Annotated in this window: 16 protein-coding genes; 12 read left to right on the forward strand and 4 right to left on the reverse strand. The window is 62.9% G+C overall.

Going from position 1 to position 12,931, the window contains the following annotated elements:
- Window positions 1-20: 20 nt before the first annotated feature.
- The 3 genes from ACLIIZ_RS06130 to flgA form a co-directional block, all read right to left on the reverse strand.
- On the reverse strand, window positions 21-485 hold the full coding sequence (locus ACLIIZ_RS06130; RefSeq protein ID WP_416691236.1) for a flagella synthesis protein FlgN: 465 nt from the start codon (window positions 483-485) through the stop codon (window positions 21-23).
- The gene (flgM, locus tag ACLIIZ_RS06135; RefSeq protein WP_416691237.1) at window positions 485-763 is read right to left on the reverse strand and encodes a flagellar biosynthesis anti-sigma factor FlgM; all 279 of its coding nucleotides are present in this window, start codon (window positions 761-763) and stop codon (window positions 485-487) included. Before flgM ends, ACLIIZ_RS06130 begins: the two co-directional genes overlap by 1 nt.
- Before the next feature lie 63 nt (window positions 764-826).
- Window positions 827-1,501: a flagellar basal body P-ring formation chaperone FlgA gene (flgA, locus tag ACLIIZ_RS06140; protein WP_416691238.1), complete on the reverse strand. Its 675-nt coding sequence runs from the start codon at window positions 1,499-1,501 to the stop codon at window positions 827-829.
- A 93-nt stretch (window positions 1,502-1,594) separates the two neighbouring features.
- Here flgA and flgB point away from each other — a divergent pair, with 93 nt between their 5' ends.
- The 12 genes from flgB to ACLIIZ_RS06200 are packed head-to-tail and all read left to right on the forward strand — an operon-like array spanning window position 1,595 to window position 12,152.
- The gene (gene flgB / locus ACLIIZ_RS06145; protein ID WP_416691239.1) at window positions 1,595-2,005 is read left to right on the forward strand and encodes a flagellar basal body rod protein FlgB; all 411 of its coding nucleotides are present in this window, start codon (window positions 1,595-1,597) and stop codon (window positions 2,003-2,005) included.
- Window positions 2,006-2,019: 14 nt separating this feature from the next.
- Window positions 2,020-2,436 carry a flagellar basal body rod protein FlgC gene (gene flgC, locus ACLIIZ_RS06150; RefSeq protein WP_416691240.1) on the forward strand — a complete coding sequence of 139 codons (417 nt, stop codon included), beginning with the start codon at window positions 2,020-2,022 and terminating at the stop codon, window positions 2,434-2,436.
- 12 nt (window positions 2,437-2,448) lie between these two features.
- Window positions 2,449-3,120, forward strand: a complete 672-nt coding sequence (locus ACLIIZ_RS06155; protein WP_416691241.1) for a flagellar hook assembly protein FlgD — start codon at window positions 2,449-2,451, stop codon at window positions 3,118-3,120.
- A gap of 13 nt (window positions 3,121-3,133) precedes the next feature.
- Entirely contained in the window at window positions 3,134-4,390 is a 1,257-nt protein-coding gene (flgE, locus tag ACLIIZ_RS06160) for a flagellar hook protein FlgE (RefSeq protein ID WP_416691242.1), read from the forward strand.
- Window positions 4,391-4,424: 34 nt separating this feature from the next.
- Complete coding sequence (gene flgF, locus ACLIIZ_RS06165) at window positions 4,425-5,168, forward strand: flagellar basal-body rod protein FlgF (RefSeq protein ID WP_416691243.1); 744 nt, start codon at window positions 4,425-4,427, stop codon at window positions 5,166-5,168.
- 12 nt (window positions 5,169-5,180) lie between these two features.
- Entirely contained in the window at window positions 5,181-5,963 is a 783-nt protein-coding gene (gene flgG, locus ACLIIZ_RS06170; RefSeq protein ID WP_416691244.1) for a flagellar basal-body rod protein FlgG, read from the forward strand.
- A 9-nt stretch (window positions 5,964-5,972) separates the two neighbouring features.
- Complete coding sequence (locus tag ACLIIZ_RS06175) at window positions 5,973-6,629, forward strand: flagellar basal body L-ring protein FlgH (RefSeq protein WP_416691245.1); 657 nt, start codon at window positions 5,973-5,975, stop codon at window positions 6,627-6,629.
- 24 nt (window positions 6,630-6,653) lie between these two features.
- On the forward strand, window positions 6,654-7,742 hold the full coding sequence (locus ACLIIZ_RS06180) for a flagellar basal body P-ring protein FlgI (RefSeq protein WP_416691246.1): 1,089 nt from the start codon (window positions 6,654-6,656) through the stop codon (window positions 7,740-7,742).
- 9 nt (window positions 7,743-7,751) lie between these two features.
- Window positions 7,752-8,714, forward strand: a complete 963-nt coding sequence (flgJ, locus tag ACLIIZ_RS06185; RefSeq protein WP_416691247.1) for a flagellar assembly peptidoglycan hydrolase FlgJ — start codon at window positions 7,752-7,754, stop codon at window positions 8,712-8,714.
- A 53-nt stretch (window positions 8,715-8,767) separates the two neighbouring features.
- A complete protein-coding gene (flgK, locus tag ACLIIZ_RS06190; protein ID WP_416691248.1) occupies window positions 8,768-10,780 on the forward strand; it encodes a flagellar hook-associated protein FlgK in 2,013 nt (670 codons plus the stop codon).
- An 11-nt stretch (window positions 10,781-10,791) separates the two neighbouring features.
- Window positions 10,792-11,712 carry a flagellar hook-associated protein FlgL gene (gene flgL, locus ACLIIZ_RS06195; protein ID WP_416691249.1) on the forward strand — a complete coding sequence of 307 codons (921 nt, stop codon included), beginning with the start codon at window positions 10,792-10,794 and terminating at the stop codon, window positions 11,710-11,712.
- Complete coding sequence (locus ACLIIZ_RS06200) at window positions 11,709-12,152, forward strand: hypothetical protein (RefSeq protein ID WP_416691250.1); 444 nt, start codon at window positions 11,709-11,711, stop codon at window positions 12,150-12,152. The genes flgL and ACLIIZ_RS06200 overlap by 4 nt, the downstream gene beginning before the upstream one ends.
- Here the strand turns inward: ACLIIZ_RS06200 and fliR are convergent.
- Window positions 12,146-12,931, reverse strand: coding sequence for a flagellar biosynthetic protein FliR (gene fliR / locus ACLIIZ_RS06205; RefSeq protein ID WP_416691251.1), 786 nt, complete (start codon window positions 12,929-12,931; stop codon window positions 12,146-12,148). The two genes, ACLIIZ_RS06200 and fliR, sit on opposite strands and share 7 nt — an antisense overlap.

Raw genomic sequence — 12,931 nt, forward strand, 5'->3', positions numbered from 1 at the left:
TGGGTGGGGCGGAAACGGCGTCAGGCCGAGTCGACGATACGGCAGCCGGTGCTGCCGGTGCTTTGCCCGTCGCTGCCATAGAGCGGTTTGTCGCGCAGCCGCTGGGAGAGAATCTCGATGGCTTCGCTGGTCTTGCTCAGGTGCATGGCGATCAATTCGCCGTTCAGATTGTGTAGCCGCTTGGCCTCGGTGGCCAGGGCGAGAACTTCGGTCCATAAAGCATTGCTCGCCGCTTCCTCGGGATGGCGGCTCAGCCATTGCTGCATCGCGGCACGTCCGGTGGCGCTGCCAGGGACGGAGGTCAAGGCGTTGCGCCGATTTTCGACGGTGTCGAGTTGCTGGGTCAGTGCCAGTTTCGACTGGCCGATAGCGTCCAGCGCTTCCGGACGGATATCTTTGAGGGCCGTGGCTTCCTCATGTAAACAGGTGATGAACCGGTCAAGCAGTTCCTTTTCCTGCAGCAGGAGTTCGCGCAGCGTGGACATCAGGCCTTGCGCTGGCTGTTGACCAGATCGCGGGCGGTTTCGAGCAGACCGTCGGCGATGGCTTCGGGATTGATCTCGAAACGTCCCTGAGCGATGGCCTGCTTGATTTCCTGAATCTTCGCGGCATTGACCGGCGGCGCCTGCGGCGAATCCAGGGGCGCGGTCGAGGCGGCGCTGAGGCTGACTGCTTCGTTGCTGCGGCTGGCGTTGCCGGTTTTTGCCGGCGAGCCCCCCGTGCGCACGGAAGCGGCGCTGAAGGTCGAGGTGTCGATTTTCATGATGAAACCCGGTGTGCTTTTGATCTTGTTCGTGATTACGGTTGCTCTGGCCTGAACTTTAGCCTAATTCGACAAAAGAATGGAGCCATCTTCCTGTACGACGCCACCGAGCGTCTTGCCGGAACTCATCCGGACTCGCACCACTTCGCCAGCGGCGGCATTGTTGAGGGCCTTGCCTTCGGCCTTGGCTTCGAAGCCCTTGCCTCGCGCAATGACCCTCACCGCCTGTCCCTGGCGGACCATCAACGGCGAGCGCAACTGGTTGGCGCGTAGCGGATGGCCGGCGCCGATCGAGTTGCGCAGGGTCTTGCCCAGCGCCTGCTCGGGCCTGAGCAGGGTGCCAGGCGGCAGGGCGGCGAGATCGCCGCGGTTGAACGCCAGGTCATCGCTCTGGATGCTTCTGCCGGCGAGTAGCGCCTTGCGCGTGACGACATAGTCGGCGATCACCGAAATCTGTACCGGGACCAGGATGCTCCATTCGACCGGCGCCAGGCAGCGCACGCCGACGTGGATGCGTCCGAGGTTGCGCGGGGTGGCCGGCGGGCTGGTTTCCAGCGCGCTGCAGGCGGGTAGCTGGCTGCTGTCGATTGGTCCGGCGACCACCTGAACTTCGCCGGGTTGGCCGGTAGCCAGTTTGCGGGCAAGGTCTTCCGCCGCTTTCAGGATCGCTTGCGGTTCGCTGGCAGCGAGCGGTGGTGTCACCAGCAGCAACAGGGTCAGGAGCAGGAATGCAGGCATTGCGTCATTGTGCCCCAGCCGGGTGTCCGGGTGAAGCTGTTGTCTGGCACGTTATCTGCTTTTGTTTGCTGCAAATCTTCGGAGATAAGGCAGATGGCCAATCTTGAAAGTCACCTTGGGGTCTATAGCAAAGCGCTCGATCTGCGGGCGCAGCGCCAGCAGGTGCTCGCCTCGAACATCGCCAACGCTGATACGCCGAACTACAAGGCGCGCGACTTCGATTTCAGCCAGGCGATGGCGCAGGCCATGGCCGGCCGGCCGTCGGATGGCGCGTTGCCGCTGGCGCGGACTTCCGCCGGGCATCTCGGTGCTGGCAATGGCGCCGGCAGCGTGCGCCTGCAGTACCGTGGCGAGGCGCAATCGGCGGTCGATGGCAATACCGTCGATATGGACGTCGAGCGCGCGCAGATCGCCGACAACGCGATCCAGTACCAGATACTGACCCAGTTGATCAGCGACAAGTTCAGCGGCCTGCGTACCGCGATGAGCGGCACTCAAGGCTAAACAGGAGAATACGGATGAGCCTGTTCAACATCTTCCAGGTTTCTTCGAGCGCCATGACGGCGCAGTCGATGCGCCTCAACACGGTGGCTTCAAATCTCGCCAACGCCGACAGCATCGTCACCTCGGACGGCAAGGCCTATCGCTCCAAGCAGGTGGTTTTCGAAGCGACGCCGATGGGTGGCGACGCCTCGGTATCCACCGGCGTCCGCGTCCGCCAGGTGGTGGAAAGCGCGGCCCCGGCGCGCATGGTCTACGACCCGAAGAATCCGGCGGCGGACGCCAAGGGCTATGTGTCCTATTCGAATGTCAATGTCGTCGAGGAAATGACCAACATGATTTCGGCTTCCCGTTCCTACCAGGCCAACGTGGAAGTGATGAATACCGCCAAGAGTCTGATGATGCGGACTTTGCAGATCGGCCAGGGGCAATAACCGGAGTTTGACATGAGCACTGAAAGCGTAACCTCTTCCACGACGCATCCCCTGTACCAGGAAAAGACGACGACCAAGACGACTTCGGCCGCCGATGACATGCAGACCCAATTCCTGACGCTGCTGACGACGCAGCTAAAGAATCAGGACCCGCTGAATCCGACCGATGCCAATCAGATGACGGCGCAGCTATCGCAGATCAGTACGGTCAGCGGCATCGAGAAGCTGAACACGACGATGGAAAAGCTGCTGAGCAGCTATAGCGCCGTCCAGAACATGCAGGCGGCAGCAATGATCGGCAAAACGGTATTTATTGCCGGCAACGAAATGGAACTTGGCAGCGAAGGGGCGATTGCCGGCTTCAACCTCGAAAGTGCCGCCGAAAGCGTTACCGTGAAGATCCGTGACAGCGACGGAAATCTGGTGACGACCCAGGACATCGGCGCCATGTCGGCCGGCATCGGCAGCTTCTACTGGGACGGCACGAAGGCGGACGGGACCAAGGCGGCCGAGGGGACCTACAACTTCACTTTCGAAGCGACCAAGGGAACGACCAAGGTCAAGGGCGAATCCCTGGAAGCTGGCACGATTAGTGCTGTAACCATGCTGTCCTCCGGTGCTGCGCTGGTGCTCAACGGCAACAAGAGCGTCAGCTACACAGACATCCGGCAAATACTGAACTGAGTGGAGAAAGATCATGGCATTTCAACAAGGACTTAGCGGGCTGAACTCGTCGGCGCGGGCGCTTGACGTGATCTCCAGCAACGTGGCCAACGCCGCGACGGCGGGGTTCAAGGCAAGCAGCACCGTGTTCGCGGATGCATTCGCATCGGCCATGGGCGGTGGTTCCACCTCCGCGCAGGTCGGCATGGGCAGCGTCAATCAGGCGGTCCGGCAAAGCTTCACGCAAGGCGCGGTCACTGCAACCGGCAATTCGCTGGACATGGCGATCGGCGGCAACGGCTTCTTCGTCATCCAGCGCGGCAACGACACGGTCGCCTACACGCGTAACGGGCAGTTCGACCTCGACAAGAACGGTTACGTCGTGACGGCGCTCGGCGAGCGTTTGATGGGCTACCAGAGCGTCGGTTCCGACGGCATGGTGTCCTATATCGGTTCGACGACCCCGCGCCCGCTCTACGTGCCACCGCAGGGGATCGCCGCCAAGGCGACCGGTAACACCGGCGCCGCGGTGACGGTGCGCGCCAACCTCGACTCGCAGCTCGAAGTGCCGGCGACTTCGCCATTCGATGTCAATGATCCGGATTCCTACAGTTTCGCAACTTCGGTTGCGGTCTACGACAGCCTTGGCAACCAGCATTCCCTGAACATGTATTTCGTGCGCGAGGCGCCGACGACGTCGAATACCTGGGGGGTTTACACCACCTTCGACAACAGCGCGCCGACCACGCAGAGCGACATCGTCTTCGACTCGACGACGGGCGCCTGGGAGTCGGGTGGGGAAGGGACGATCAGCATTCCCTCGGCCACACTGGGTACCGGTGCTGCCGATTTGACCTTCGATTACGACCTGTCGCAATTCACGCAGCGGCGTGCCGATTCCGCGGTTTATGAAACGACCCAGGACGGTTCGCCGCCGGGAGAAGTGGCCAGCGTTTCGATCTCGGCCGACGGCATCATGCAGGCGAGCTACACCAATGGTCAGACGCGCGAACTCGGTCGTGTCATCCTTGCCACCTTCCGTAATCCGAACGGTCTTTCCTCGCTGGGCGACAACCTCTGGGGCGAGACGATCGATTCCGGCAGTCCGGCAGTCGCCGCGCCGGGTGAGGGGCTGAACGGCACGATCAGCTCGGGACGGATCGAGGAATCGAACGTCGATATGAGCCAGGAGCTGGTGCAGATGATCATCCAGCAACGGAATTACCAGGCCAACGCGCAGTCGATCAAGACCCAGGATCAGTTGCTGCAGACGCTGATCAGCATGCGCTGATCGAGGGTATTGAGGCTGCACTGACGGAATTGCCATGGACCGCCTGATCTATACCGCGATGACCGGCGCCAAGCATGTCTTCATGCAGCAGGCCGGCACCGCGAACAACCTGGCGAACGCCAGCACGATCGGCTTCAAGGCGCAGGAGCACCGCTTCCGCGCCGTCGAGGTCCAGGGCAATACCATGCCGACTCGCGCCTTCGTCGTCGATGCCTCGGTGGCCGACGTCTTCGACGCCGGTCCGCTGATGTTCACCGGGCGCAGCCTCGATGTCGCGGTGCAGGGCAGCGGCTGGCTGGCGGTCCGCTTGCCGGACGGCAGCGAAGCTTATACCCGGGCCGGCAGCCTCGACGTCAACGTCAATGGTGAACTGCAGACCAAGTCCGGTCATACCGTGATGGGCGACGGCGGTCCGATCGCCATTCCGCCCGACAACAACATCGAGATCGCGCCCGACGGCACGGTTTCGATCATTTCCACCTTCGGCACGCCGAACAACGTCAACCCGGTCGGTCGTCTGAAGCTGGTCAATCCGGGCGACGGCGAACTGGTGCGTGGCGACGACGGCCTGTTCCGTCTGCGCAGCGGCCAGCCGGCGCCAGCCGACGAGAACGTCCGGGTCGCTTCCGGAACGCTGGAAGGCAGCAACGTCAACGTGACCGACGCGATGGTCAACCTGATCAGCCTTTCCCGGCAATTCGAACTGCAGATCAAGATGATGCAGACCGCAGACCAGAACGCACAGCGCGCCGACCAGTTGCTGTCGCTCAGCGCTTGATAGGAAAACCAGATGATTCGCTCCCTGTGGATAGCCCGGACCGGTCTCGATGCTCAGCAGACCCAGCTCGACGTGATCGCCAACAACCTGGCCAACGTCAGTACCAACGGCTTCAAGCGCGCCCGCGCGGTATTCGAGGACCTGCTCTATCAGAACATCCGCCAGCCGGGGGCGCAGAGTTCGCAGCAGACGCAGATCCCCACCGGTCTGCAGCTCGGTACCGGAGCCCGGACGGTGTCCACGGCGCGTATCTTCACCCAGGGCAACCTGCAGAAAACCGAAAACACGCTCGATGTCTCGATCAACGGCGCCGGTTTCTTCCAGATCCAGTTGCCCGACGGCACCACCGGTTACACCCGCGACGGTTCCTTCCAGAAGGATAACCAGGGACAGATCGTCACCTCCGAGGGCTATCCGCTGCAACCGAACATCACCATCCCGGCTGACGCCACCTCGCTGACGATCAGCAACGACGGGATCGTCAGCATCACCCAGTCGGGCAGTTCGGCGACCACCGAACTCGGCACGATACAAGTGGCCACCTTCGTCAATCCGGGCGGCCTGCAGAGCATCGGCCAGAACCTCTTCCTGGAAACCGCCGCCAGCGGCGCGCCAACCCCGAACACGCCGGGCAGCAATGGCGCTGGCGTCGTCAGCCAGGGCTATGTCGAAACCTCGAACGTCAACGTGGCGGAAGAACTGGTGACGATGATCCAGACCCAGCGGGCCTACGAACTCAATTCCAAGGTGATTTCCACTTCCGATGCCATGCTGGGACGCCTGACGCAGTTGTGAGGTGCAATCATGAAAGTCCTTGTTTCCCTTGCCTGTCTCCTGCTCGCCGCCTGTTCCAGCGTGCCGCCGACCAACGTGCACCAGCCGATGACGGTGCGTCCGGAAGTGCGGCAACTGGCGCCGGCGGCCAACGGCGCCATTTATCAGGCCGCTGCTGCCCGACCGCTGTTCGAGGACCGGCGGGCGCGCTTCGTCGGCGACACGATCACCGTCCGCATCACCGAGAACACCTCGGCGTCGAAGAAGGCCAGCAACAAGCTTGACCGCAGCAACAGCCAGAAGGCGGCCATCACCGCCTTCGCCGGCATGCCGGTCAGCGGTCTGAGCGGCCTCGACATGGCCGCCACCAGCTCGACCAACTTCAACGGCAAGGGCGAGGCGGCAAACAATGCCGTGTTCACCGGCAATCTGACGGTCACCGTGATCGACGTACTGCCCAACGGCAACCTGCTGGTATCGGGCGAAAAGCAGATTGCGATCGGTGCCGAGCAGGAATTCATCCGCATCTCCGGCGTCGTCAATCCCTCTTTCGTCGATTTTTCCAACACCGTCGATTCGGCGAAGATCGCCGACGCGCGGATCGAGTACAAGTCGTCCGGGCAGGTCGCCGATGGCCAGGTCATGGGCTGGCTGGCACGCTTCTTTCTTAGTGTCTTGCCGTTCTAGTCCGTCCGCCGGGGAAAACCGCTCATGAAACTGCTCTCTGTCGCTACCAGGAATCTGCGCCTGGCGCTGCTTGCCTGTTGCCTCGGCCCGCTCTTCGCCTTGCCGGCGCAGGCCGAGCGGGTCAAGGATCTGGCGGCCTTGCAGGGCGTGCGCAACAACCAGTTGATCGGCTACGGGCTGGTGGTCGGCCTCGACGGAACCGGCGACCAGACGACGCAGACACCATTCACGACGCAGGCCATCGGCAACATGCTGTCGCAGATGGGGGTCAATCTGACCGCCGATCAGACCAGCAAGCTGCAACTGAAGAACGTCGCCGCGGTGATGGTTACCGCCAATCTCGCACCTTTTGCCAAGCCCGGGCAGACGATCGATGTCACGGTGTCGTCGATGGGCAACGCCAAGAGCCTGCGCGGCGGCACCTTGCTGCTGACACCGCTCAAGGGCGCCGACGGGCAAATTTACGGGATGGCCCAGGGCAGCGTCATGGTCGGCGGTGTCGGCGCCGGTGCCGGCGGCGCCAGCGTTACGGTCAACCATCTGTCGGCGGGCCGGATTCCTGGCGGGGCGACGGTCGAACGCGCCGTGGCGACGGCGCTCGGCCAGGGTGGTTTCGTTTATTACGAACTGGCGGAAAGCGATTTCGGCACAGCGATGAGCATGGTCGAAGCGATCAACAAGGCGATGGGCGCCGGGACGGCGCAGGCCATCGATGGTCGCCGCATTGCCCTGCGTGCCCCGGAAAGCGCCGATGCGCGGGTGGCTTTTCTCGGCCGCGTGGAAAATCTCGAAGTGCGCGCGGCAACGGCGCAGGCCAAGGTCGTCGTCAATCCGCGTACCGGTTCGGTGGTCATGAATCAGCGAGTCGCCCTGCTGCCTTGCGCGGTGGCGCACGGCAACCTGTCGGTGGTGGTCGATGGCGCCGGCGGCGGCAGTCCGGATATTCAGGTCAATCAGGATGCCGGCAGCCTGGTCAGCGTCAAGGCCGGCACCAGCCTGGCCGACGTGGTCAAGGCGCTCAACGCCTTGGGGGCAAACCCGATGGATCTGCTGGCCATCCTCCAGGCGATGAAGGCGGCCGGCGCGCTACGTGCCGAACTGGAAGTGATCTGAGTCGCCGCCATGTCGATCAAGGTTCAGAACACGCCCAATCGCGCGGTTTTCGATGTGGGAGCGACGCAGGACCTGCGCGAGCAGTTGCGCAAGGACCCGCAGGCCGGCCTGAAGGCGGCGGCGCAGCAATTCGAGACCCTGTTCCTGCAGATGGTCCTCAAGAGCATGCGCGATACCGTACCCAGCGACGGCTTGCTGCAAAGTGACCAGACACGTTTCTACAACAGCCTGCTCGATCAGCAGATGGCCCAGAACATGGCGTCGTCCGGTAATGGTGTCGGCTTCGCGCGGCTGATCGAACAGCAACTGGGCCGCCAGTACGCGCCGACCGACGGCGCGGCAGCCGGCGACGATCTGTCGGCAATCCTTGCCGGCAAGGACTTGCCGGCGGCGACGAATCTGCAGTATCTCGAAGTGCCGAGCCGCCTGCCGACCTCGGCGGCCTATCCGGCGCCAGCTGCCAGCAGCGCGGCCGCGTCCGGCAGCAAGGCGACGGCAGCGACGACGCCCAAGGAATTTGTCAGTCAGGTCTGGCCGCATGCGGTCGAGGCTTCCCGCGCCACCGGCATCCCGCCGCAGTTCCTGGTGGCCCAGTCGGCGCTCGAGAGCGGCTGGGGCAAGAACGAGATCCGCAAGGCGGACGGGACTTCCTCGTACAACCTCTTCGGCATCAAGGCCGGGGCCGGCTGGACCGGCGATAGCGTGGCGGTGACGACGACCGAGTACGTTGACGGCAAGCCGCAACAGGTCGTCGAGAATTTCCGGGCTTATTCGTCCTACGCCGAGGCCTTCCGCGATTACGCCGGCCTGCTGCGCAATTCTTCGCGTTACGGTGGTGTCATTGGCACCCAGGATGGCACGGAGTTTGCGAGAAGGTTGCAGGCGGCAGGCTATGCCACCGATCCCAAATACGCCGAGAAGCTGGCCAGCATCATCAACGGTCCGACGCTCCGGCAAGCACTGATCGGTTGATACCCGCCTTAACTTTCTGGTCGGGAGGCCGTAGACCTTCCTAGAGGTGAAAGATGGCAACAGGACTTTTCAGTATCGGCGTCAGCGGCATCAAGGTGTCGCAAATGGGTCTGCTGGCGACCGAGCACAATATCGTCAACGCGAACACCGCCGGCTATTCGCGCCAGATGACGGTGCAGTCGACGAGCGGCGCGGTGTACACCGGGCAGGGCGCTATCGGCCAGGGCGTCGAGATCAACACGGTCAAGCGGATGTACGACAATTACCTGTCCGGTCATGTCAATTCCGCGCAGTCCAGTGTCGGCGAACTCGAAGCACTGCACACCCAGCTATCGCAGATCGACAACCTGTTTGCAGATTCCAGCGCTGGTCTGTCGCCGGCCTTGCAGAGCTTCTTTACCGGTGTGCAGTCGGTGGCTTCCGATCCGTCGTCGGCGCCGGCCCGGCAGTCGATGGTCAGTTCCGCCCAGACCCTGGTTTCCCGTTTCGACCAGCTGAACACCAGTCTTTCGGATATGTCCGAGCAGATCAACAGCCGGATCGAGAATACGGTTTCGACGATCAACAGCTATGCCAAGGAAATCGCTTCCTTAAACCAGCGCATCGTCGCGGCGCAGGGCGCCTACGGACAGCCGGCCAACGATTTGCTGGACCAGCGCGACCAGGTGATCAACGAACTGAACAAGCTGATCAAGGTCACCCCCACCGACAATGGCGATGGTTCGGTCAACCTCTTTTTCGGCAACGGTCAGCAACTGGTGGTCGGCACCAGCGCGATGACCTTGACCGCACAGCCTTCACAGGCGGATGCGTCGCGGACCGTGGTCGGTCTGCAGGGCAAGAACGTCTCGCTGGAGCTGCCCGAGTCGTCGATCGTCGGCGGTGAACTCGGCGGCCTGCTGGAATTCCGCAGTGGTTCGCTCGACAAGACGAAGGCGGAACTGGGCATGATCGCCACTTCGCTGGCGCTGACTTTCAATGCCCAGCACGCGCTGGGCCAGGACATGCTGGGTAACATCGCCGCCGACGGTGGCAGCCTGCAAAGCGACTTCTTCACGCTGGGCACGCCGAGTGTGCTGGCCAATGCCAAGAATACCGGCAGTGGCGCTATCGCCGTCAGTTTCCTGGCGCCCCAGGCGAATGCCAGCACGGCCAACGACGGCGGTTTTTACACCAATCTCAAACTGTCTGATTACCAGGTGAAATTCGGCGCCGCCGGCGCCTATACGATCACCCGCCTGAGCGACAACGAGGTTGTCGCCACCGGCAGTGGCAGCGGTACGGTTGCCCTGCCCGACGAAGGACTCAGCTTCGACATCAACGCGGTTGGCGCCGAAGGCGATCGTTTCGTCGTCAAGCCTTACAGCAACAGCATCGACAGTCTCGCCGTCAACAGCAAGATCGTTGCCGATCCCAAGCTGATCGCGGCGGCGGCACCGGTGCGGGTCAGCCAGGCGCAGGCCAACACCGGCAACATGCTGATCGGCCAGGGCAGCGTCGGCGTCGGCTACTCGGCCGCTTCCCTGCCGCAGACGCTGACGGCATCGGCCAGTTCGCTGGACGGTGCGACCGGTAGCTGGACCGCAACTTATGCGGACGGTACGGCAGTCACCGGCAGCGGCAGCATTCCCTTGAGCAACGCGGGGAAGGCGCTCGACAACATCGAGTTTTCCGGGATGTCGTTTTCCGTCAGCGGTACGCCGGCGGTCGGCGACCAGTTCACCATCGCGCGCAACACCAATGGTGTGCAGGACGGCCGCAACGTGCTGCAGCTCGCCAACCTGCAGACGACGAAGACGATGTCCGGCGGCACCGCCAGCTATCAGTCGACCTATTCCAAACTCGTCGCCGACAACGGGATCCAGACCAGCGAGGCGAAAATCCGCATGGATGCGCAAACCGCCGTTCTCGACCAGGCAACGGCGTCGCGCGATTCGCTGTCGGCGGTCAATCTCGACGAGGAAGCGGCCAACCTGATCAAGTACCAGCAGGCTTACCAGGCGGCAGCCAAGATTCTGTCGGTCGGCACCACCCTGTTCGACACCTTGCTGTCGCTCAAATCCTAAGGGAGAGCAAAATGCGCATAAGTACCTCGATGCTCTTCGGCACCGGAACGCAGGGGCTGCAGGATTTGCAGTCCGATTTGTTCAAGCTGCAGAATCAGATGTCGACCGGGCGCCGTATCCTGACCCCGTCCGACGACCCGATCGGCGCCTGGGAGGCACAGCAAGTCAGCCAGTCGCAGTCGATCAACAACCAGTACATCAGCAACCAGGACACGGCGGTCTCGCGACTGTCGTACATGGAAGCCAACCTCACCAATCTCGAGGATGGCCTGGCCCGGATCTACGAACTCGCCGCCACCGGCAAGGGCAAGGGGGACGCGCAACGGGCGGCACTGGTTCCCGAACTCGAGGAGCTGTTGCAGAACGTCCTGACCCTGGCCAACGCCAAGGACGGGACCGGCAATTACATCTACAGCGGCACCATGTCGTCGACCAAGCCGTTCACAGCCTCCGGCAGCGGTATCGCCTATGCCGGCGACCAGGGGCAGCAGCAGCTTCGGGTGTCGTCGTCGAACGTCATGGAGATGGGACACAACGGTTTCGATGTCTTCATGCAGGTCAAGGATGCACAGGGCAACCAGACCGGCAGTTCGATCTTCGAGACGGTCCAGAACCTGATCGACATCTTCGATCCGACCAGCGGCGTTCCTTTCGACGAAACGACGCGGGCGCAGTTGCAGGATCAATTGAGCGTTTCCATCGACCACGTGGCGAACCGCATCGCTTCGGTCGGCACCCGACTCAACACGCTAGACGACCTGAAGGTGGCGAGCAAGGATTTCGACCTGCAGTACGCCACCCGTCTTCAGGACCTGCAGGAAGTTGATTACACCGCGGCCATCTCCCAGTTCTCGCAACTGCAGTTGCAGTTGCAGGCGGCGCAGTTGACCTTCAAGCAATCCAGCCAGATGAGTCTGTTCAGTATCCTGTGAAACCTTCGATCCTCCTCGTCGCGGCCTGTTGCGTCGCCCTCGGCGGCTGCAGCACGGCGGGCACCGGCACCTTCTCGCTGGCCGCCAACACCAACGTCAAGCTCGGCATGGCGCTCGCCGCCGCCGCCGCGGTTTACCTGATCTACGATCCGCTGGCGCCGAACTGGGAAATCGAGGAAGCCAAGCTTGCCGACGACAGCTACCGGCTATCGATGAAGATGAAGCGCTTCCACACCGGCGGCTCGGGCGAGGCCTTGCAGGTCCTCAAGCGACGGGCGCAGCAGTTGCAGGAGAAGAACGGCTTTGCCGCCTACCAGATTGCCAGTTACAGCGAGGGCATCGAATCGCAGACGCCGATCGCCCAGCGCGTCGCCGAGGGAACGATCCGCCTGGTCAAGGGCGAAACCGCCGACTCCTTCGCCTTGAACGGCGCCTACTGAAGCGCCGGCTGGGCGAATTCCAGCATCGCCCGGATCGCGAAGTCGTAGAGTTCCTGAAACGGGACGGCAAGGTAGCGCAGGCTCAGGCCAATCACCACGAAACCGCCGATCAGCGTCAACGGGAAGCCGAGGGCCAGCAGGTTCAGTTGCGGCGCAGCCTTGCTCAGCACGCCGAGGGCGATGTTGGTGATCATCAGCGCGATCAGCACCGGCAGGCAGAGCAGCAGACCGGCGGAAAAGATCTTGCCGCCGAGTTCGGCCAGGTTGCGCCAGCTATTCGGCGACAGCGCTTCCGGCGCCACCGGGATCAACTCGAAACTGCGGGCCAGGGTGGAAACGAACAGCAAATGCCCATCCAGCGCCATGAACAGCAACAGCGACAGCAGCCCGATGAACTCCGAAAGCACCGGCGTCTGGGCGCCTTCCAGCGGATCGTAGAAGGTGGCGAAGCCGAGGCCCATCTGGAAGCCCATGTAGGTGCCGGCCATGTCTACGGCGGCAAAGACGACGCGGGCGGCAAAGCCCATGGCGATGCCGATCAGCATCTGCTGCGCCAGTATCCACAGGCCGTCGAGCGAACCGGGGGCGACCGCCGGCATCGCCGGTAGCACCGGGGCGATGGCGACGGCGATCGCCAGGCCGAGGATCAGGCGCGTCCGGCGCGGAATGCCGGCGGTGCTCCACAGGGGGACGGTGGCGATCAGGCCGAGCGTGCGGGCCAGCGGGTAGGCGTAGAAGACGATCCAGGCATCGATCTGCGCCGTGCTCAGGCTCAGCAT

It is taken from the genome of Azonexus caeni (genome assembly GCF_048146105.1).
Taxonomy (GTDB): domain Bacteria; phylum Pseudomonadota; class Gammaproteobacteria; order Burkholderiales; family Rhodocyclaceae; genus Azonexus; species Azonexus aromaticus_B.